Below are 21743 nucleotides of genomic sequence, written 5' to 3'. Positions count from 1 at the left end.
GATGATCAGCCCGTTTCGTCACCAAAACCCCCAAACCAAAAATGCCCGGAAGTCGCTGCACGATACGGGACCGTTCCCGAGCGTCATGCTTATTCCGGAACCCTTGCGCGACGCCGCGCAGCCCAACCCTGTGTGACGGCAGCGCCTGACACAGTCAAGATTGCAACCCGACATCCATCCAACCTGCCGTCGCAACGGAACACGCGCGTCCCGGCGCGGCGGACCTTAGCGATTTGCCCGCGAACTGTGATGAGCGCCGCATCCCAGACCTGTGCGCGAAATCCCAAAGGGCGAGCAAAACCTCACGCTGCGAGACGACGCAGGATCGTCGCGAAATCGGCCATCTGCGATCCGCGCAGACGCGGCGGCGGCGGGACGGACAAGCGGACCGTCCCCGCGACGCGCGCATCGCGCGGGCTGTAGCCGAACTCCTGCCTGAACCCGCGGCTGAAGCCCGACGCATCACCGAAACCCACGGTCTCGGCGATGCGGACAATGGAACTGGCATTGGCCGGATCGGAAAGGGCCGTATGGGCGGCGAGCATGCGCTGGCGGTGAATATACCGCGCGACGCCGCCGAACGGCTCGAAGATCCGATAGAGCCTCGACCGCGACACGCCGAGATCGCGGGCGAGATGCTCCGGCCCGAAACGCATATTGCCGAGATTGGCCCGCACGATCTGGCGCGCCCGCTCCATCAGCGTGGCGACGATGGCGCCCTGCGCGACCTCGATCCGCTCGGCGCTGGGGCGGACGCAAGCGGCGATCATCGCCCGTGTCGCCTCGGCCACCTGCGGCAGATCCGCGACCGCGATATCCGGCAACCGCTGCTCCAGGCTTATGAAATAGTCGGCGAGAAGCGCGCCGATCCCGTGGTTCGGAACCTCGCTCGTGGCGCTGTCGATGCGGGTCAGCCGTTCGCCGAACAGTTCACGCGGGATATAGAGGCTGAGCACGTTGCTATCGCTCGCCGAGCCGTCGAAGGGCTCGCCGAGCGAACGGAAGAACAACTGCCGGGATGCGCCGCCCGCACCGGGAGCATCCCCCTGAACGACCACGAAACACCAGTGGTCGAGGGCGTTCTTCCGGTGATGCTGCCAGACGCGCTCGCGGCCGTCGCCCGGCAGGCTCGCCCGTGTCAGCGCGAAGCTGCCGATATCCCAGGCGGTCTGCTCGGCCTTGAAGGCCTCAGTCCGCCCGCCCCTGATGTCGAGATCGATCGCCGGCGCCATGAAGGCCCGCCAGGCGTCGAACTGATCCCGGACGGGCAGCGAAGCGGTGCTGAAATGAGTCGGCTTGGCTCGCGTTTCCGCTGCCGTCTTCTGAACAGTCATGGTGGGGCCCCCGCCGCCTCCGCGCTCAAACCTTACGTCAGCCCCAAGGACTGCTTTTATCAATACGGACGGCAGGTGACAATTGATCTGGGTCAAGACTGGAATAGCTCGAAAGGGGCGATGTCCCAGCGACGCGTGAACCCCGGCATTTTCGAAATCGCCAGGAATGGATCGGCCGTGTAGGTCTTGCGGAGGCGAGATTGATTCGGTTCACCCGCCCTGCGAGCGCCGCCGAGCGCCCTCCACGATCCAAGGCCCCAAAGGCCAACAAGACAGGTATTGGCAAACGTGACGACCGTTGCAGTTCCAGGATTCCTCAGCCTGACGATCGCGATCGTCGTGTTCTTCGTCGGCACGGGCCTCAATCACTCGATTGCGCCGCTGCGGCGCTGGAACATCCCGGAGGCGGTGACCGGCGGCCTGCTCGCGGCGCTTGCCACGCTGTGCGCCTACCGCTTCTTCGACACCACGATCTCGTTCGATCTCGGCGCCCGCGACCTGCTGCTGCTCTATTTCTTCACCGGCATCGGCCTCAACGCGCGGCTGGACGACCTGCTCGCGGGCGGCAAGCCGCTGCTCGTGCTGCTGCTGCTCACGCTCGTCTTCCTCGTCATCCAGAACCTGATCGCCGCCGGCAGCGTCGCCGTGCTCGGGCTGCCGGAGGGCATCACCGTCCTGCTCGGATCGGCGTCGTTGATCGGCGGTCACGGCACGACGATCGCCTGGGCGCCGATGATCACGCAGAAGTTCGGCCTGGTGAACGCCATGGAGGTCGGCATCGCGGCGGCGACGCTCGGCCTCGTGGTCGCGAGCCTTGTCGGCGGCCCGGTCGCCCGGCTCCTCATCTCGCGCTACGGACTGAGCGGCCCGACGGGCGCCCGCCCGATGATCGGCCTGCCGAAGGAGAAAGACGCCTCCGACGGCGACGACGTCAGCCATATCAGCCTGCTGCGGACCATCCTGGTCCTGAACGTCGCGGTGCTGCTGGGCTATGCGCTCGACGAGATCTTCACCGAGTTCGGCATCCGGCTGCCGCTCTTCGTCGCCTGCCTGCTGGTGGCGATCGTGCTGACCAACACCCTGCCCCGCCTGATGCCGGCCATGCACTGGCCGACCCGCACCCGCGCGCTGGCGCTCATTTCCGATCTGTCGCTGAACGTCTTCCTCGCCATGTCGCTGATGAGCATGCAGCTCTGGACGCTCGGCGGCCTCGGCCCTTCGCTGGTGCTGGTCCTCGGCCTCCAGACGATCGCCGCCGTGCTCTACATGCTGTTCGTCGTCTTCCCGGCCATGGGCCGCAATTACGAGGCGGCGGTCATCTCGTCCGGCTTCAGCGGCATCAGCCTCGGCGCGACGCCGACGGCGATCGCCAACATGACCGCCGTCACCAAGGTGCATGGCGCGGCGCCGATGGCCTTCATCATCCTGCCGCTGGTCTCGGCCTTCTTCATCGACATCGCCAACGCCATCGTCATCGGCTTCTTCGTCCGCTGACATTGGGCCGCCAATGGGACGCCGTCTCCCGCTCAGGGCGATGGCGTCGCCGCTGGCTGCATCAGCGCTTCCACCCGTTCGATCAGATAGGGATAGAACGGGTTCGACGAGATCCGCATCAGCGTGTCGAGGCCGACGAGGAGCGTGCCCCGCTCGCCGCGCGAGGCGATGGCGCCGAGATTGATGCCGAAATCGTCCGCCGGATCCGGTTCCGTGCCGTAGAGACCGTCATCGACCGGGAACGGCAGCGCCACATGCGACAGCGAATAGACGTCGTGCGGATAGTCGAGCCCCAGCCGCGTCGTCTGCTCGGCGGTCTGGCCGGCCTCGACGGTGCGCGCCACCACCTCGCTCTCGTCCGCCGAGGCATTGGCGATGACGGTCGTCCGGTAGCGCCGCTCGGCTGGCGGCAGGACGCGCGAAAGCACGGTGTCGGTCGACGCGTTCAGCAACGGACCGAGCTTGGCATTGCGGTTGATGTCGAACAGCACCAGCTCGCTGCCATTGGCCGGCAGCTGGTCATAGAGCGCCGCGATGATCGCCTGCGTCGAGACGGTGAAGTCGACGACGGACTGGAAGGTCAGCACCGGCGCGAGGCCGCCGAGCTTCCCTTCGCGCGCCAGGCGGGCGATGCGCTCCTGCAGCGTCGACGACAGGAGATGCGACTGCCGGGCGGCGTTGACCGGGAATGAATTGTACTTGAACGGGTTGAATTCCGGCGGCCGGCCGAGCCAGGCCGTCTTGGCAAAGGCGGGAAGAATGGCCGGCAGGCCGGCAAGCCCCGCGAAGCGCGCGAACCGCGTGACGCCGACCATCGGCGACAGCAGGACCAGCCGGTCGGGACGCGCCAGCGACGGGTCCTCGACGGCATCGAGCGCATACATCAGCGCCAGCGCGCCGCCATTCGAATAGCCGACGAGATGCAGCGGCGCCTCGGCCCCGCTGAGCCGCTTGGCCTCGCGGACCGCGAGCCGCGTCGCCGCCATCCAGTCCTCCCAGTCGACGGCGGTCAACCCGGCCGGGACGGTGCCGTGGCCGGGAAGGCGGATGAGGACGGCGACAAAGCCGCGATCGCGATAGCGCTCGGCGATGTGACGGAGGCTGTAGGGCGAATCCGTCAGGCCGTGCAGCAGCACCACGGCGCCCACCGGCGTCCCCTCGGGCTGCAGGATGACCGAGCGGTTCCAGTCCTGCTTGAAACTCTCGGGATTGACCGGGCTATCCGCGAAATAGCGATTGGAAGCGACCTTCTGCTCGGCGGGGAGCTTGGCCGTCACCTCGTCGCGGATGTCGTCGAAGATCGCGTTTTCCGTCCGGGTGTAGTCGGGCCAGATCGCCTTCTCCATCTGCTTCGCCGTCATCTCGTGCGGCACATGGGTGTGCCAGAGCGCCAGCGGCAGGCCGCGCTGCGTCTCGTAGATGCGCGCAGCGAGCAGCGTCAGGAGAATGACGACGACGAGCGCGATCGCTCGCTTCAGGTTGCGCAGCAGCCAACGCATCGTGCGGATGTCTTCCCGGTTGGACGGACCGGCGGTGAAGTAGAGCCGATCGACGTCTCGTCTGATGGAGCCATCCATGCGCGACAAAGCGGCCCAGCGCAACCGTTGCGGACAGAGTTTTGAACGCGCGTCAGATGCCCCCGGAAACGAAAAGCCCGCCCTTGCGGGGCGGGCTCCACTTCGCTCGAAACGCGACTAGTAGTCGACGGCGTCGCGCGAGATCGGGCAGGTCATGCAGTGGCCGCCGCCCCGGCCGCGGCCGAGCTCGGCGCCGGTGATGGTGATGACCTCGATGCCTTCCTTGCGCAGCAGCGTGTTGGTGTAGGTGTTGCGGTCATAGGCGTAGACGACGCCGGGCGACGCGCAGACGAGGTTGGCGCCCGAATCCCACTGCGTGCGCTCACGCATGTAGTCGTTGCCACCCGTCTCGACGACACGCATCTTCTTGAGGCCAAGCGCGTCGCGCACGGTCTCGACAAAGGTGCCCTTGTCCTTGTGCAGTTCCAGTCCGCCCTTGCCGTCCGGACGGTAGGAGAAGGCGCCGATACCGTTGACGATATCGGGATAGAGCAGCACGCAGTCGCGATCGGCGAAAGTGAAGACGGTGTCGAGATGCATGGCGGCACGCAGCTTCGGCATCGCCGCGACGATGACACGCTCCGCCGCCCCTTTCTCGAACAGGGCCTGCGCCACCTGGCTGATGGCCTGGCGCGAGGTGCGCTCGCTCATGCCGATCAGGACATTGCCCTTGCCGATCGGCATGACGTCGCCGCCCTCGAAGGTGGCAAGCCCGTGATCCTCGGTCGGATCGCCCCACCATACGTTCACCTTGCCGGCGAATTCGGGATGGAACTTGTAGATCGAGGTGGTGAGGATCGTCTCTTCGTGCCGGGCCGGCCAGTAGAGCGGGTTCAGCGTGACGCCGCCATAGATCCAGCAACTGGTGTCGCGCGTGTAGAGTGTGTTCGGCAGCGGCGGCAGCAGATATTCGTTGACGCCGGCGGCCTCGCGCACGAGCTTCAGCATCTCGCCGCCATGCGTCTCGGGGAACTCCGCCGTCGACAGGCCACCGATCAGCGTCTCGGCCAGCTCGCGGTTCGTGAGCCCCTCGAGATAGGAGCGCACTTCGTCGACGAGGCCGAGGCCGACCTGGTTCGGCACGACCTGGTTGTCGAGGATCCACTTCTTCGCTTCCGGGATCGCCACCGTCTCGGCGAGGAGATTGTGCATTTCCAGCACTTCGACGCCGCGGTCGCGCATCTTGGTGATGAAGTCGAAGTGGTCGCGCTTGGCGTTGTCGACCCAGAGCACGTCGTCGAACAGCAGGTCGTCGCAATTGCTCGGCGTCAGGCGCTGATGCGCGCGACCGGGTGCACAGACCAGCACCTTGCGGAGTTGACCGACTTCGGAATGGACACCGAACTGGATTTCATTGGCCATGATGTGACTATCCTTCCATTCAAGGTGTGATGGTGCCGGTCAGCAGGCCGTAGGTCCCGATGAGGCCAGCGACCACCGTGACGGCGAAGACGACGAGTTCTGTCGGGGTGAAGAGGCGGGCATTCTGCTCGCGGCGGGCCCAGACGTAGAGAATGGTGCCCGGCACGAACAACACCGCCACGAGCAGCACGTATTTGAGCCCGGCGGCGACGAACATGACGAGCGTGTAGAAGACGGCGATCCAGGCAAAGATCTGGTCGCGTCGGCGCTCGCTCGGGGTGGATTCATAGCCCTTGCCGCTGCGGGCGAGCAGCACGCCGTAGCCCGCGACGAGCAGATAGGGCAGCAGCGCCGTCACGCTGGTCATGTCGAGCATGAAGTTGAACGCATCCCGCGACCAGTAGGTCGAGATGATGAACAGCGACACGACGATATTGGTCAGCCACAGCGCGTTGGCAGGGACCCGGTTGCCGTTCTGCGCGGCGAAGAGCTTCGGCATGTCCTGCGACTTGGCGGCGGCGAACAGAACCTCCGCGCAGATCAGCGACCAGGCCAGATAGGCGCCGAGCACCGAGATCAGCACGCCGATCGAGATGAACACCGCGCCCCAATGGCCGACCACCACTTCGAGCACGCCGGCGAGCGAAGGATTGCTGACGCCCGCGATCGTCGCGCGGGGCATGTTGGCATAGGGCAGCAGCGTAATGGCGACCATCAGGCCGGTCACGCCGACAAAGCCCAGGATCGTCGCGCTGCCGACATCCGAGCGCTTCTTGGCGAAGCGCGAATAGACACTCGCGCCTTCGATGCCGAGGAAGACGAACACGGTGATCAGCATCGTGTCGCGCACCTGCGCAACCAGCGTCTTCTCCGGCATGCCGATGCCACCGAAGAAGTTCTCCGAGAACTGCGCGTAGTTGAAGAAGAAGACCATGCCGAGAACAGCCACAAGGATCGGCACGATCTTCGCGATGGTGACGATGGTGTTGACGAAGGCCGCCTGCTCGACGCCGCGCAGGATCATGAAGTGGAACAGCCACACGCCGGCCAGCGAGACGATGATGGCGGTGGGTGCGCTGCCGTCGCCGAAGATTTCCGGGAAGAAGCGACCGAGGGTGGAGCCGATCAGCACCCAGTAGAAGACGTTGCCGAGGCAGCTACCGAGCCAGTAGCCGAAGGCCGACAGGAAGCCCATATAGTCGCCGAAGCCGGCCTTCGCATAAGCGAACACGCCGGAATCGATGTCGGGGCGCTTTTCGGCCAGCGCCTGGAACACCCGGGCCAGCATGTACATGCCGGTTCCGGCGATCAGCCAGGCGATGATGGCGCCAAACGGCCCGGTGGCCGAACCAAACCGCCCCGGCAGATTGAAGATACCCGCCCCGACCATCGAGCCGACGACCATCGCGGTCAACGCCCCGAGAGACAGCTTCCCCGTCGTCGCCGATGCCATATCATTTCCCCCCAGAATGCAGCAGGCTAGGAATTCTTATGCCCTCTTCGCGCGAGGGAGGCATGAGCAAGGTGTCCCAAGTCTAGTCAAATCGTACCATTGTGCCGGCAGCTTCCTCTTCCACTCGATCATGCCCGCACACTCTCGCTCCGACAACGCGGGCCTGAGGCCAATACTGCCGAAGCCGTGAAAGAACTTGATCGGCCTAGATGGCCGGGACGATCCCTGGCCCCAGAACGCCCAGTTCGCGAAGCGTCGCAACGACCAGCTGCGTCCCGCCATTGGCGAGGAGCGTTACGGCGATCGCCGTCAGAAGGATGCCTGCCACGCGCGAGAGGATGATCCGCATCCGCGGCGAAACGCGGCGGTGAAGATGGCCGGCGGCGTAGAGGGTGACGCTGGTGACGACCGCATAGGCGAGGCCTGCGACGGTGAAGCGCAATTCATCCGCCACGCCGTTGCCCCGCGACGCGAAGGCGACGATCAGGCCGAAAGTGGTGCCGCCGACGGTCAGCGGAAACGTCAGCGGCGTGAACAGGACCGACCGCCAGTTCTCCACGGTCCCGGACGCATCCGGCATGGCGGCGGCGGCTTGCTCCGGCACGACTTCGTCAATCCCGCGCATCATCGGAATGCCGGCGTAGAGAAGTGCGATGCCGCCCGTCATCGACAGCGCCGCCGTGCTGATGCCGAGCAGGCGCAGCAGCGGCTCGCCGATCCAGATCGCCGCGAGCACGAAGATCGCCACATTGCGAAACAGGCCGAGGGCCAGCCGGAGCTGGTCCTTCTGGCTGTAGGGGCCGACCACCGGCAAATAGGACGAAAGCGCCGCCAGCGGGCTGTAGAGCGCGATCAGGGCCAGAAACATCAGCGCCGGATCGCTCACGAAAGTCTGCATGTCGCCTCCCCGAGCCGACAGAATCGGCAGCCCCTGCCGCGCATCTTCCGTTGCGCCCGCGCCGGCCGCAACTTTCTTTCGATAGGGGCCATCCGGCACAACCGGCCGCGCCCGCCCTTTGCGGAACCCTCGCTGTCCGGACGCCCGGTCATGGCGCGGGACTTGCTTGGGAGAACCCGGCAGCCGGAAATCCCGCCTTGTGTCCGGCTGCCGCATATCAGGCCTTGGAGCCCGCACGATGTTCGACCTCGTCCTGCGCAACGCCCGCCTGCCCGAGCAGGGCCGCGGCTCCTTCGACATCGGCGTCGTCGACGGCGTCATCGCGGCGATCGGCAGGGATCTCGGGCCCGCCCGGCGCAGCGAGACGGCCGGCGACCGGCTGGTGCTGCCCGGCTTCGTCGACAGCCATATCCATCTCGACAAATCCTGCATCCTCGACCGCTGCTCGGCTGACGGCGCGCTCGGCGAGGCGATCGCCGAAGTCTCGCGGCTGAAGCGGGACTTCAGCGAGGACGACGTCCATGCCCGCGCCGAACGGACGCTGGTGAAGGCGATCCTGCAGGGAACCATGCGCATCCGGACCCATGTCGAGATCGATCCGCGCATCGGGCTGCGCTCGTTCCAGGCGCTCCGCCGGCTGAAACGGGACTATGCCTGGGCGGTCGATCTCGAACTCTGCGTGTTTCCGCAGGAGGGGCTCTTCAACGATCCCGGCGCCGAGGCGCTGCTCTTCGCCGCCTGCGAGGCCGGGGCCGACGCGATCGGCGGCTGTCCCTATACCGACACCGATCCCGAAGGCCATGTCGACCGCATCTTCGCCATCGCCCGGGAATTCGATCTCGACATCGACTTTCACCTCGATTTCGACCTCGACCCCGGCTGGATGCATCTCGACGCCGTCATCGCGGCGACCGAACGGACCGGCTGGGGCGGGCGCGTCGCGGTCGGGCATGTGACCAAGCTTTCGGCAATTCCACCGGTAACGCTGACCGCGATCGGGCAGAAACTAGCCGCCGCCGGCATCGCCGTCACCGTCCTGCCGGCGACGGATCTCTATCTGATGGGGCGAAAGCATGAGCACAGCGTGCCGCGCGGCGTGGCGCCGGCGCATCGGCTGGCGGAACTCGGCGTCACCTGCTCGCTCGCGACCAACAATGTGCTGAACCCGTTCACCCCGTTCGGCGACGGTTCTCTCAACCGGATCGCCAACCTCTATGCCAATGTCGCCCAGCTCGGCCGCCGGGCGGACATGCTCTGCTGCCTCGACATGGTGACGGGATCCGCCGCGCGGCTGATGCGCTGCACCGATTACGGCATCGCGGTCGGCAACGCCGCCGACATGGTCGTGATGGACGCCACCGACCCGGCCCATGCCGTCGCCGAGATCGCCCAGCCCCTGATGGGCTTCAAACGCGGCGTGAAGACCTTCGAGCGCGAGGCCGGCCGGCTGATCCGGCCGCAGGCGGCCTCGCCGCGTCGATCCGCCAAAACTCCGGTCGTCACGGAGGTCGTGGGAAACCATCGTTGACAAGGAAGAGCCGCTCCTGTCCGATCGGCCGTCGAACGGGCAGGAAGAGGCTGAATTGGTCGGAGAAGTGCGTCTCGGGACAATGGCGGCGACCGCCCTCGTCATCGTTCTGGCGAGCCTGGCGCTGGTCGAGGCGCTGGATCAGTTCGGCGCCTGGCCCGTGCTGCCCGCCCTGTTCCCCATCGTCCCGCTGGCGATCGCCGCCGCGATTGCCGTCCGACTTCGCTCGCTCGACTTCGGCGACATCATGCGCGGCGGCAATCTGGCCTCCGCCGCGATCGGCTGGGCCCTCGCCGGCACGGCGCTGTCGGCGATCGTGCTTGCCGCAGCCCCGGTCGGCACCGCGCTTGGCGGCGCGCGCGGACTGGTCCTGATCGCCGCCTTCGTCATCGGCCTTGCGCTGGCCGTCCTCGTCGTCGCGCCGGCGGCCCGCAGCCTGCACGCGACAACGCTGGCCGAGGCGCTCGGCACGCGGTTCGGGACCCCGGTCCGGGCGCTTTCCGCCGTCGCCGTCCTGCTGACGCTGCTGCCGCTGCTGGCGGCGGAGGCGTCCCTCGCCGGCACGGTGGCCGGGCGCATGCTCGGCCTGCGGCCGCAGCTCGCCGAGGACATCCTCCTCGGCCTCGCCACGCTCGGCTGCGTCATCGGCGGTCTTCGCGCGGCCATCGCCATCGCGGCCGTCCTCGGACCGATCGTGGCGCTCTCCTATCTGGTGCCGGTGGCGGCGGTCTCGCTCGGCGAGAGCTGGCTGCCGATGCCGTGGATCGGGCTGGCCGAGCCCGAGTCGCTTTCGAGCGCGACGCGCATCCCCGACCTGGTGATCACCGCCTTCGCCATCTCGCTGGTCGCCGGCGTCGCGGCGATGCCGACGCTGATCTTCCCGGCCTGGTCGACGTCGCGGCAGCCGCCCGCCCGGCGCAATCTCGTCGCCGGCATCGCCATCGCGGCGGTCATCCTGCTGGCGGCGCCGAGCTACGCCGTCTATGGCCGGCTGGCCGGCATCGAGGCAACGCTCGATCCCCTCGGCCTCGTCGTCAATTTCCCGGACCGGGTCGGGCTTTCCGCTATGCCGGCGGTGCTCCTGATCGGCGGCCTGCTCGCCGCCTCGCTGATCGCCATATCCATGGGGCTCGCCACCGCCGCGACGACGATCGGTAATGATCTCTACGGCGCTTTCATCGAGCGGCGGGTACCGGCGGGGCGGCGCATCTTCATCACCCGGCTCGGCATCCTTTTGATCACCGCCGCCATCCTCGGCATGAACCGCCTTTCCATCGGCAGCATCGCCATGCTGGCGGGCGTCGCGCTGTCGGTCTCGGCGGCCAGCCTCGCGCCGCTGCTGCTCGTCGGCTGGCGCATGCGGCGCGCCACACCGCTCGCCGCGGTCGCGGCCATCGCGGTCGGGCTGTGGCTGACCGTCGCCAACGTGCTGCTCGCGCGCTTCGCGCCCGAGGTCGCCGGCCGCTTCCTCGGCATGGGAACGGTCACGCCGACGGTATTGGGGCCGACGGGCTGGTTCGGCCTGCCGGTCGGGCTCTCCGGCCTGATCGGCATGGTCTGCGGCGTGGCGACCCTGCTGGCGCTGTCGCTGCTGCCCGGCGTGCCGTGGCCGCTCGTCTGGCTTCGCATCCGCTACGCGGCGCGAAAATGGCAGCGCCGCTGGAAGGCGAGATCCCGCCCCGCGCCGCAGCCGGCCCCGATCCCCGCCGCGAGCGTCGCCGCCCACCCGGTTGAACCGGCGCCTACCGAAACAGCAGAGCCGACACCCGCCCTCGCCGCGCCCGGCACCACACCGGCATCCCTGTTCGGACCGCTGCCGGCCTTCGCGGCAAGACTCCTGCGTCGTGAAGCGCCCGACCCGCCGCCGCTCCCGGCCGACAAGCCGACCGACGCCTGACCCGGAGTTCCGCCATGCCCCCCGATTCCTCCGCCCAGAACCGCCTGCAGCTCTTCCCGCCGCTCGAGCCCTATGCCGTGCACCGGCTCAAAGTTTCGGCGCTGCATGAGATCCATGTCGAGGAATGCGGCAATCCCGATGGCAAGCCGGTGCTGATGGTGCATGGCGGGCCGGGCGCCGGCTGCGGCCCCAACATGCGGCGCTATCACGATCCCGCCGCCTACCGGATCATCCTGTTCGACCAGCGCGGCTGCGGCCGCTCGACGCCGCATGCCGAGCTGCGCGAGAACACGACCTGGGACCTCGTCGGCGACATGGAGACGATCCGCGAGCATCTCGGCATCGAGCGATGGCAGCTGTTCGGCGGCTCCTGGGGCTCGTGCCTGGCGCTCGCCTATGCCGAAACGCATCCGGAGCGCGTCAGCGAGCTGGTGCTGCGCGGCATCTTCACGCTGCGCGAACGCGAATTGCTGTGGTTCTACCAGGAGGGCGCATCCTGGCTGCTGCCGGAGGCGTTCGAGGCCTACCAGGCGCCGATCCCGCCCGAGGAGCGGCACGACATGATCAACGCCTATCACAGGCGGCTGACCTCCGAGGACGAGGCCGTCCGTCTCAAGGCCGCCCGCGCCTGGAGCATGTGGGAGGGCAACGCGCTGTCGCTGCTGCCGGACCCCTTGCGGGTTTCGGCCTTCGGCTCGCCCTATTACGCACTCGCCTTCGCCCGGATCGAAGCCCACTACTTCGTCAACCGGGGCTTCTTCGACCGCGACGACTTCATCCTCGCCAATGCCCGGCGGCTCGCCAGGATCCCCGGCGTCATCGTGCATGGCCGCTACGACCTCTGCACGCCGGCGGCGATCGCCTGGGACCTGTCGAAGGTATGGCCCGAGGCGGATCTCCGCATCGTGCCGGATGCGGGCCACGCCATGTCGGAGCCCGGCAACATCCACGAGCTGATCGCGGCGACCGAGCGCTTCAAAGCCCGGCCGGCCTGAGGACCTGAGCGGCTTCAGATCCGCCCTTCGTCGGCGTCCTGCTTCAGCTCGCGCACCATGCCGAAGAAGCGGCGCATCAGCTCCTGGCTGAAATTCATGGCGCGATCGAGCTCCGGATCGCCGGACGGCAATGCCCCGAGCTTGGGCTCCTGCCGGCGTTCGATCTCGTCGATGCGCGTGCGAAGCGCCGCCACCTGGCGCTGCAGCTCGGCGACGTCGCCGCCAGAGGCTTCCGGCGACTTCGGCCCGGCAAGCGCGTCCTTAGGCCCGGTCAACGCGTCCTTTGGCCCAGTCAACACGTCTTCGGGAATGGCGGCGCAATGCCAGACGCCTCCCGCCGCCGCGTCGCCGCGCTGGCAATGGGAAACCGCGCCGGTCTGCGTGTCGAGGCGGACGAAGCCGCCTGCCGCCGGAACCATCGTGTAGCGGCCGGCCCGGGGCGCGATTTCAGCGTCGGAGGCGGCAGAGGAGCCGGGAGCGGGAGATGGGGCGATCGTCTCGGCGCCGGCGCCCGGCGCGGCGGCCGCAAGCAGCGCCATCGTCAACGTGGCCAGCCCGATGCGACGGCACATCGTCGCCGGATCGACCGGCCTTGTAGTGACCGGTCTTGGGGTGAATGCCTGCAACATCAGCCTGCTCCCTTTTTCGACGCCGGCCGACCCTATCACGCTGCGGCAGCGGCGCGAACCCGCGCGGCGGGAAGAGGGTCGGCACCCAGGGAGGAGAAGAAGGTGCCGACCTAGGGACCGGGCCGAAATCAGAATCGGCGCGGCCAGTCCGTATTGCGGAAAGGATCAGGCGGCGCCGGCTTCCTTCTGGCGCAGCAGGCCCGCCACCACGTCGACGGTGCGGCGGAGTTCGTCGAGCGCCTGCTCGATATCGACCTTCTGGCGCTCGAGCACTTCGATCTGCTCGTTGAACTTGCGCAGCGCCAGCCGCATCTGCAGCACCTGACCGTCCTTCAGATCGTAGAGATCGAGCATCTCCTTGATCTCGGTCAGCGAGAAGCCGACCTTCTTGCCCATCAGGACCAGCTTCAGCCGCGAGCGGTCGCGGCGGGAATAGATGCGGTTCAGACCTTCGCGGCGCGGATTGAGCAGCGCCTTGTCCTCGTAGAAACGCAACGTCCTCAGGGTGACATCGAACTCGCGCGAAAGATCGCCGATCGTGAAGGTGGTCTGCTTGTTGCCGTCGGGGGCGCCGGCACTGTCGAGATCTTCACGGGAAATCCCCGCAAGTTGGGCCATGCTCATGGGAGTCACATCCTTATTCTTGGTTGCAGCGTATCGGTCGAACCGGGAGGAGGCCCGCCGAAATGCATGCTCCCTTCATGCAGGTGTCGCTGCGTCAGGTAAAGCGCTTTATCGTCACCTAACGGAAATTTCGTTCTCCGATAACGGTTAAACGGCTCAGACGACCCCCCAAAAAAGCCGCCTAAGCCATGGGCGGCTCTGGGAATTTTGTTAAGCCTCATTACCGAAGCGTGTAGAACAGGCTGGTTGGTTAACCGGTTGTTTACCATGATGACGCGAAGCTGCAAACGAAGCCAGTAGGGTGAATCGGGCCACGAGTGGCTCCAGGGGCCACCCGGCGTCGGCAACGAGGCAATGGCGATTGGGGACGATGCCGTGATCAGGGCATCCAGGGGTTGTGGGACATGAAGTCGGACAGCAGGTCGGGTTACGGAACAGGCCAGCCTGGCTCGGACCTTCCGCGGCGAACCGCTGGCGTGTTCGTGCGCCGGCAGGAACCGGATGGCGCCGAGCGCCTTGCCGCGCTCTCGGCCCTGGTCGACAATCTCTCCCAGCAGATCGATGCGATCGAGGGGTCCTCGCGACGGCCGGCGATCCGGCCGGACGAGCCCGCCGCTCCGCCTGCCCCCGCGCCGAAGCCCGATAACGGCCGCGCCCTCCTCGATGGCCGCATCGACGCGCTCGGGCGTCAGCTCGACGATCGCCAAGCCGAGCGGCTGAGCGGGATCGAGACCAAGCTCGCCGCGCTTGCCAGCCAGCTGGCGGCCGCCAAATCGGACCCGGCCAAGTTGGCCCCGGTCCAGGCGCCCACGGTCCAGGCTCCGGTCCAGCAGCCCGCTTCGGCCGCCAGCGCGCCGAACCGCGCCCGCACCGAGACGTTGAGCAGCCTGCAGGCGGCGATCGCCGAGATCTCCAACCGCCAGCAGGCGATCGACCGCGAGACCAGCGGCGCGCCCAATCATTTCGACGCCGTCGCGATCGAGGACGCCATCGCGGCGCTGCGCGACGACATCGCCCTGCTCGGTCGCCGCATCCAGGCCGAAGCGCGCCGCACGGACGAAAGCGGCCAGACGCTGAAGAACGAGCTCGCCGCCCGCATCCAGGCGCTGGCCGACACCCGGCCGCCGGAAGCCGAGGCGATCGACGACCTGCGCCGCGAGCTGGCGGAAGTTCGCCAGTCGGTCGAGCTCGCCGCCCGCGAGACGACGCTCGCCACCATCGAATCCGGCTACGGCCACATCATCGAGCGGCTGGACGAGATCGTCCGCCGCGCGCCGGGCGAGGATCGCTTCGACCGCCTGGCGCGGGAAATCGCGCAACTCGCCACTTCGATCGAGACGAGCGCGCCGTCGCGCGAGCTCGAGACCGAGGTCGAGGACATCCGCAACGCCGTCGCCTCGCTGACGATCTCCCGCTCGGACGCCGTCAGCGCCACGGTGGAGCGGCAGGTCGCCGGCCTGCACGCCGCGATCGACGCCCTCGCCTCTCGCCCGGCTCCGGCCATCGACCTTTCGGGCATCGAGCGCGAGATCGATTCGCTCCGGCGCGACATGGACGGCCATTCGCGCGGCGCCGATCCGCTGACGATGATCCGGCTGGAAAAGCAGATCGCCGGCATCCGCACGACCATCGACGAGATCGACCCGCGTCCGGCGGGCCTCGATTCGACCGCGCTCTCGCGGCTCGAGGACCGCATCGACGCACTGGCTGGCCGTTTCGACGCCCTCGCCGAGCTCCCGACACTCCGCGCACCGGTCGCCTCCGACTCCTTCGACGGCCTGCGCTCGGAAATCAGCCAGCTGCGCGAGGACTTTGTCGCGCGTGAGCCGGCCCGCCTGAGCGCGATCGAAGAGCAGATGCAGGCGCTCGTCCGCCGGCTCGACGAGACGACGCGGCCCGACGACCATCATGCGCTGGCGCAGCTCGAAGCGCAGGTCGGCGCGCTGGCCGAGCAGGTTTCGGCCGGCTCCGACACCCGCGCCATCTCCCGCGTCGAGGAAAACCTCGACCGGCTGCAAAGCCTGCTCGGCGACAGCCGCCAGGATACGATCGAAGCGGCGCGCGACGCCGCCCGCGCCACCTTCCAGGAATTCGCCGGCAGCCTGAACGGCCGGACGGACGATCATCTGATCCAGGCGCTGCGCGAAGACATGCGCGCCCTGCAGATGGCGGCCGACCGGTCGGATCGCCAGACGCACGAGACGCTCGAGGCCGTGCACAACACGCTGGCCAAGGTCGTGAGCCGCATCGCCCAGCTCGAGACCGAAGAGCGCTCCGAAACGGCGCGCGCGCATGCGTCCGCGACGACCTCCTCGCTCGGCGCGGGACTGCCGGAAGAGCATCGCCCGCTCGCTCCGGGCTCGGGCCGGCCCGTCCTGCCGCCCAACGCTCCGGTGGTGACCGGCGCTGCTCCGGCCGATCGCCCAGGCGACCGCAAGGCCGACTTCATCGCCGCCGCCCGCCGCGCCGCCCAGGCCGCGCAGTCGGAATCCGCCGACGCGCTTGCCGACGACGCCAAGGACGGCGACCGGCCGAGCACCTTCAGCCGCATCGGCGACGCACTGCGCTCGCGCAAGCGGCCGCTGGTGCTGGCGATCGCCGCCATCGTGCTGGCGATCGGCGCGATGCAGCTGACCGATCCGCTGACGCGCCAGGCTTCCAAGCTCCTCCCGACGGCCCGCAGCACGGCGACCGAGAGCACGGCGCCCGCGACGACCGATCCGCTCGCCACCGGCTCGGTTCCGCTGAAGCCGGCCGCCCCCGTCGCCGCGCCGGCGAAGCCGGCTCCCAATGCCATGGTGGCGCCGAACTCCGAGGGTTCCAGCGCGCTGGCCTTCGACCCGCCCGCCGCGACCGACAGCCGCTTCGCCGCGATCGCGCCGGAAGCCCCGCCGGCCACGAGCTTCAGCACGACCCCGGACGCCACCAAGGGCATGGACCTCGAGACGGCCGCCGCCAAGGGTGACGCCGTCGCTGCTTTCGAGATGGGACGCCGTCTCTCCGAGGGCGGCAACGGCGTGCCGAAGGATGCGCGCCTCGCGGCCGACTGGTATCAGCGTTCCGCCGAAGCCGGTCTCGCCATCGCGCAGTACCGCACGGGCAGCCTTTACGAGCGCGGCGAAGGCGTGCAGCGCGACCTCGCCGCCGCCCAGGGCTGGTACGAGAAGGCGAGCGCGCAGGGCAACGCCCGCGCCACCCACAATCTCGCCGTCCTGATGAGCGAGGGCGCCACCGGCGACCCCGACTACGCCCGCGCAGCGGAATATTTCACCCAGGCCGCCAATCTCGGCGTCGCCGACAGCCAGTACAATCTCGGCGTCCTCTATGCGCGCGGGCTCGGCGTCGGCGTCGACCTGATGCAGTCCTACAAGTGGTTCGCGCTGGCCGCCCAGCAGGGCGACCGCGACGCCGGCAAGCGCCGCGACGAAGTCGCCAAGGCGATGAAGCCGGACGCGCTCGCCGCCGCCCGCGCCTCGGTGCAGACCTTCAAGGCGAAGCCGCTCGACACCACCGCCAATTCGGAGCCGCGCCTCCGGCCGGAGTGGAAGACTTCGCCCGCGCAGACGAGCATGCGCGACGTGACGAAGACGGCCACGCCGCGCGGCTGAGGCTGGCAGCCGGCCGGCGTCTCGTCGTCGCCGGCGGATCAGCCGTTGACACAGGCGGGCCGAGCGGCTTTATCGGCCACGACGTCCATTGCTTCGTCATGCCCTTGTCTTGACTAGGCTTTGTGATGGCTTCGGTCCGGTCGCGGCCGGCTTCTGCCTCAACGCCACCCAGTGCCAGCGGTTCTGTCGTCGTGCAGATCTACCTCCCCATAGCCGAACTGCCGGTGAACATGTTCATCATCTTCGGCATGGGCGGCGCCGTCGGCTTCCTGTCCGGCCTTTTCGGCGTCGGCGGCGGCTTCCTTTTGACACCGCTCCTGATCTTCTCCGGCATTCCGCCCGCCGTCGCGGTCGCGAGCACGACGGCGCAGGTCGTCGCCTCCTCCGCTTCCGCCGCCATCACCTTCTGGCGCCGCAGGATGGTCGACATGAAGCTCGCCGGGGTGCTGGTGGCGTCCGGCATCGTCGGCTCGTCGATCGGCGTCGGGCTGTTCAGCATGCTCCGCCGCTATGGCCAGCTCGATCTGGTCATCGCCATCTGCTACGTGACCTTCCTCGGCCTCGTCGGCGGCCTGATGCTGACGGAATCGATCCGCGCCATGATCAATGCGCGGAAGGGCCGGCCGGCGCCGTTGCGCAGGCCCGGCCAGCACAACTGGGCGCACGGCCTGCCCTTCAAGATGCGCTTCCAGCGCTCGAAGCTCTATGTCAGCGTCATCCCGGTCATCGCCATCGGCGTCGGCATCGGCGCGCTCGGATCGCTGCTCGGCATTGGCGGCGGCTTCATCCTGGTGCCGGCGCTGATCTACCTGCTGCGCGTTCCCACCAACATCGTCATCGGCACCTCGCTGATCCAGATGACCGGCACGATGGCGGTCGCGACCGTGCTGCAATCGACCAGCAACCACACGGTCGACGGCGTGCTCGCCCTGATCCTGATGGTCGGCGGCGTCATCGGCGCGCAGTTCGGAACGCGGGTCGGCGCCTATGTCCGCGGCGACCAGCTGCGCGCCATGCTGGCGCTGCTGGTGCTGGCCGTCGGCGTCCGCTTCCTCGTCGATCTCGTCCACACGCCGGCCGAGCTGTTCTCGCTGGCGACGCTGACGGGCGACACAAGGTGAGACGGCTGGCGGCCCTCCTCGCGCTCGCCCTGCTCTCGCTGGGGCTGCCGCCGGCGCGCGCCGAGCAGCTGATCGTCGCGCTCTCGGCCGAGGAGGTGCGGATCACCTCGAACTTCACCGGCACCAGCATCACCGTCTTCGGCGCCATCGAGCGCGACGCGGCAACGGTCTCGCGCGCCGAGTTCTATGATGTCGTGGTGGCGATCAAGGGCCCGCCCGAGACCGTGGTGACCCGCCAGAAGGACCGCTTTCTCGGCGTCTGGCTGAACAGCGCCTCGCGCACCTTCGTCAACATCCCGTCCTTCTACGCGATCAACTCGTCGCGCCCGCTTTCGCAGGTGACGACGCCACAGATCCTGAAGCGCTTCCAGATCGGCGCCGACGACATGATCTTCCCGGTCTCGGCCGACGACGGTGCGGAAACGGCCGACTCCGACGACGAGTTCCGCAAGGCCTTCATCCGGCTGAAACAGCAGGACGGCCTGTTCCGCAGCGAGGCCTATGGCGTCACCTTTCCCGGCAACGAGATCTTCCAGACCGCCATGCGCATTCCGGCCAACGTGCCGGTCGGGCGCTATGTCGTGAACGTCTACCTGTTCCGCGACGGCGCGCTGCTCGCCACGGACCAGTCGGAGATCCGCATCGCCAAGATGGGCTTCGAGCAGTTCACCTTCGACCTCGCCCACAATCAGGGCCTGCTCTATGGCGTGATCTGCGTGATCCTGGCGGTTTTCACCGGCTGGCTCGCCGGCGTCATCTTCCGCAGGGACTGAGCCTCAGGACTGAGGCCGTCAGCCGCCCTTGCCCAGGTTGAGGAGGCGGATGACGATCCAGACCGGGACGACGATCACCGCGCCGAGCAGGAAATACTTCCATATCCACTCGATGGCGCCGAAGCCCATGTTCCAGATGCGCCAGACCATCTGCTCCGCCTTCTGGATGATGTCGTAGGGCGACAGTCCGAGCGCGGAGAGCACGATGCCGACGACCAGCGAAATGACGATCAGCCGAAGCAGAACCTGGGCAGGCGAGCCGCCCATGAAGCGTTGAAGGCCGTTCATTCGTCATCTCCTGTGACGCCGCGCCCGACACGGACCCGGCGTTCGATTCGGTCGGATGATAGCGGATCGGGGCGGCCGGAAAACCGGCTAAATCAGCGCTGACGTTTCATCCCGCGTCCGGGCCGAGCAGCGCCTCCAACGTCTCGATCCGGTCGGCCTCGGCCGGCGGCTTGTCCCAGCGCAGGCGGCTGATGCGGGGAAAGCGCATGGCGACGCCGGATTTGTGCCGCGTCGAACGGTTCAGCCCCTCGAACGCCACTTCCAGCACCAGGCCGGTCGCCGCGGTATGCGTCACCTCGCGCACGGGGCCGAAGCGGTTCAGCGTGTTGCGGCGGACGAAACGGTCGATCTCGACCAGTTCCTCGTCGGTGAAGCCGAAATAGGCTTTTCCCACCGGCACCAGCTCGTCACCGCCCTCGCCCGCCTTCCAGACGCCGAAGGTGTAGTCGGAATAGAAGGACGAGCGCTTGCCGTGGCCGCGCTGCGCATACATCAGCACGGCGTCGACCGTGTACGGGTCGCGCTTCCACTTGAACCATGGCCCCTTCGGCCGGCCGGGCTCGTAGACCGAATCCCAGCGCTTCAGCATCAGCCCCTCGATGATGGGCGCCGGCGGCTGGCTGCGCTTTTCCATGAGATCGTCAGTCGTCTCGTAGGCAACGAGCGGCGACAGGTCGATGCGACCCGCCAGCGAGCCGGCGACGAGATTTTCCAACCGCTCCCGCCGAACCCGGAACGGCAGCGCGCGGACATCGTCCTCGCCGTCGACGAGGCAATCATAGGCGCGGATGAAGGCAGGATGGCTGGCGATGAGCTTGCCGGAGACGGTCTTGCGATTGAGGCGCTGCTGCAGCTCGGAGAACGAGCCCGGCTCAATCACCTCGCCCTCGCGGCGACCGACCAGCAGTTCGCCGTCGATGGCGCCCTTGAAGTCGAGCGCCTCCAGCATGTCGGGAAAGGTGTCGCCGATATCCTCGCCGGTGCGCGTATAAAGCCGGCGCACGCCCTGGTCCGACACCGCTTGCACCCGGATGCCGTCCCATTTCCACTCCGCCGCATAGATCTCGGGAACGATGCGAGGCAGGTCCGCTTCCTCCAGCGGCTGCGCCAGCATCACCGGCCGGAACGGCGCCCGCGCCGACGAAACCGGCTTCTCCGCCCGCCCCTCCAGCCAGGCGAACAGCGGCAGATAAGGCGGCTTGAGGCCGTGCCAGAGCTCCTCGATCTCGTTGACCTGCAGCCCTTCGACCTTTTCGGCGCCGAAATCGGCCAGCGCCTGCTTGGCAAGCCGCGCCGAGACGCCGATGCGCAGGCCGCCGGTGACGAGCTTCAGCAGCGCCCAGCGTCCCTCGGCATCGAGCGCATCGAGAAAGGCGGCGACGCGTCTCGGCCCGTCGGCGCGCGACGAGGCGAGCAGCGTCTCGACGATGGCGGAGAGCGAGGGGAGGTTTGTCTTGAGAGAGGCTTGAGGAGTCGAGGTGGTACCCCCCACCCAACCCTCCCCCACAAGGGGGGAGGGCTTTAGGCTTTCGTCCATGGAAACGTCGAGAACACCCGCCGGCGCGCCCTCTCCCACCTTGTGGGGGAGAGTTGGAGAGAGGGGTACCGGCACCGCTCCCTCGTCCCAGACCAGAGCGATCGTCTCGGCGAGGTCGCCGACATAGTCGTAGGAATAGGCGAACAGCACCTCGTCGATGCGTTCGGCGACCAGCGCGCGCAGCATCGCCGGCTTGACGGCGGGGACGTCGAGGGAGCCGGTCAGCGCCGCCAGCGCCCAGCCGCGATCGGGATCCGGGGTCTCGCGAAAATACTCCGCCATCAGCCGCAGCTTGGCGTTGCGCGACGGCGTCAGGATCAGGCGGTCGAGAAGGGCGGCGAAGGCCTGCATGGCGGCAATCTAGGTAATGGCGGCGGTCAGCGAAAGCCCCGGCGCGCCCGGGTTGAAGTGGTGGCGGCGACCGACTAGATGTGGGCGGTCCGGCGTTTCGCCGGATCTCGTTCTCAGGGCGGGGTGAAACTCCCCACCGGCGGTAAGAAGGTTCTCCTTCAAGCCCGCGAGCGCCTTTCCGTTCCAGCGGGAGGGGTCAGCAGATTCGGTTGAATTCCGAAGCCGACGGTCATAGTCCGGATGGAAGAGAACGGCGAAGACATTGCAACCCGGC

The 21743-nt window shown here is 67.8% G+C and carries 16 protein-coding genes and 1 riboswitch; of the genes, 7 read left to right on the top strand and 9 right to left on the bottom strand.

Annotated features, from left to right (window positions below):
* Nucleotides 1-302: 302 nt before the first annotated feature.
* Nucleotides 303-1430, bottom strand: a complete 1128-nt coding sequence (locus tag K32_RS01630; protein WP_201402353.1) for a helix-turn-helix domain-containing protein — start codon at nt 1428-1430, stop codon at nt 303-305.
* A gap of 192 nt (nt 1431-1622) precedes the next feature.
* Here K32_RS01630 and gltS point away from each other — a divergent pair, with 192 nt between their 5' ends.
* Nucleotides 1623-2828 carry a sodium/glutamate symporter gene (gltS, locus tag K32_RS01625; RefSeq protein ID WP_201402352.1) on the top strand — a complete coding sequence of 402 codons (1206 nt, stop codon included), beginning with the start codon at nt 1623-1625 and terminating at the stop codon, nt 2826-2828.
* A gap of 32 nt (nt 2829-2860) precedes the next feature.
* On the opposite strand, the gene K32_RS01620 is transcribed toward gltS, so the two are convergent.
* From K32_RS01620 to K32_RS01605, 4 genes are all read right to left on the bottom strand, one after another.
* On the bottom strand, nt 2861-4327 hold the full coding sequence (locus K32_RS01620; protein WP_201404302.1) for a carboxylesterase: 1467 nt from the start codon (nt 4325-4327) through the stop codon (nt 2861-2863).
* 195 nt (nt 4328-4522) lie between these two features.
* Nucleotides 4523-5767, bottom strand: coding sequence for an arginine deiminase (gene arcA, locus K32_RS01615; protein ID WP_201402351.1), 1245 nt, complete (start codon nt 5765-5767; stop codon nt 4523-4525).
* A 19-nt stretch (nt 5768-5786) separates the two neighbouring features.
* Nucleotides 5787-7220, bottom strand: a complete 1434-nt coding sequence (locus K32_RS01610) for a basic amino acid/polyamine antiporter (RefSeq protein ID WP_201402350.1) — start codon at nt 7218-7220, stop codon at nt 5787-5789.
* A 205-nt stretch (nt 7221-7425) separates the two neighbouring features.
* A complete protein-coding gene (locus tag K32_RS01605) occupies nt 7426-8118 on the bottom strand; it encodes a MarC family protein (RefSeq protein WP_201402349.1) in 693 nt (230 codons plus the stop codon).
* A gap of 238 nt (nt 8119-8356) precedes the next feature.
* Here K32_RS01605 and K32_RS01600 point away from each other — a divergent pair, with 238 nt between their 5' ends.
* The 3 genes from K32_RS01600 (at nt 8357) to pip (ending at nt 12538) form a co-directional block, all read left to right on the top strand.
* The gene (locus tag K32_RS01600) at nt 8357-9646 is read left to right on the top strand and encodes an amidohydrolase family protein (RefSeq protein WP_201402348.1); all 1290 of its coding nucleotides are present in this window, start codon (nt 8357-8359) and stop codon (nt 9644-9646) included.
* An 82-nt stretch (nt 9647-9728) separates the two neighbouring features.
* A complete protein-coding gene (locus K32_RS01595; protein WP_201402347.1) occupies nt 9729-11543 on the top strand; it encodes a hypothetical protein in 1815 nt (604 codons plus the stop codon).
* A gap of 14 nt (nt 11544-11557) precedes the next feature.
* Nucleotides 11558-12538 (top strand): prolyl aminopeptidase, encoded by a 981-nt coding sequence (pip, locus tag K32_RS01590; protein ID WP_201402346.1) that lies wholly within the window; start codon nt 11558-11560, stop codon nt 12536-12538.
* A gap of 14 nt (nt 12539-12552) precedes the next feature.
* Here pip and K32_RS01585 read toward each other — a convergent pair whose 3' ends face one another.
* Together K32_RS01585 and K32_RS01580 are read right to left on the bottom strand one after the other, a co-directional pair.
* A complete protein-coding gene (locus K32_RS01585) occupies nt 12553-13167 on the bottom strand; it encodes a hypothetical protein (protein WP_201402345.1) in 615 nt (204 codons plus the stop codon).
* A gap of 165 nt (nt 13168-13332) precedes the next feature.
* Nucleotides 13333-13791, bottom strand: a complete 459-nt coding sequence (locus K32_RS01580; protein WP_201402344.1) for a MerR family DNA-binding transcriptional regulator — start codon at nt 13789-13791, stop codon at nt 13333-13335.
* 476 nt (nt 13792-14267) lie between these two features.
* On the opposite strand from K32_RS01580, the gene K32_RS01575 reads away from it, so the two are divergent.
* From K32_RS01575 to K32_RS01565, 3 genes are all read left to right on the top strand, one after another.
* Nucleotides 14268-17399, top strand: coding sequence for an SEL1-like repeat protein (locus K32_RS01575; RefSeq protein WP_201402343.1), 3132 nt, complete (start codon nt 14268-14270; stop codon nt 17397-17399).
* A 191-nt stretch (nt 17400-17590) separates the two neighbouring features.
* Nucleotides 17591-18520, top strand: a complete 930-nt coding sequence (locus K32_RS01570) for a sulfite exporter TauE/SafE family protein (RefSeq protein ID WP_201402342.1) — start codon at nt 17591-17593, stop codon at nt 18518-18520.
* Nucleotides 18517-19293 carry a TIGR02186 family protein gene (locus tag K32_RS01565; protein WP_201402341.1) on the top strand — a complete coding sequence of 259 codons (777 nt, stop codon included), beginning with the start codon at nt 18517-18519 and terminating at the stop codon, nt 19291-19293. Before K32_RS01570 ends, K32_RS01565 begins: the two co-directional genes overlap by 4 nt.
* A gap of 18 nt (nt 19294-19311) precedes the next feature.
* Here K32_RS01565 and K32_RS01560 read toward each other — a convergent pair whose 3' ends face one another.
* Both K32_RS01560 and K32_RS01555 read right to left on the bottom strand, forming a co-directional pair.
* Nucleotides 19312-19581, bottom strand: coding sequence for a DUF6460 domain-containing protein (locus K32_RS01560; RefSeq protein ID WP_201402340.1), 270 nt, complete (start codon nt 19579-19581; stop codon nt 19312-19314).
* 106 nt (nt 19582-19687) lie between these two features.
* Nucleotides 19688-21469, bottom strand: a complete 1782-nt coding sequence (locus K32_RS01555; RefSeq protein ID WP_201402339.1) for a cisplatin damage response ATP-dependent DNA ligase — start codon at nt 21467-21469, stop codon at nt 19688-19690.
* Between the two features lie 105 nt (nt 21470-21574).
* A riboswitch (FMN riboswitch) is annotated at nt 21575-21725 on the top strand.
* Nucleotides 21726-21743 lie beyond the last annotated feature (18 nt).

The organism is Kaistia sp. 32K, from assembly GCF_016629525.1.
In the GTDB taxonomy this organism is placed as follows: Bacteria; Pseudomonadota; Alphaproteobacteria; order Rhizobiales; family Kaistiaceae; genus Kaistia.
The sequence above is the reverse complement of the archived record's forward strand: the minus strand, read 5'-3'. Positions and strand labels throughout refer to the sequence as shown.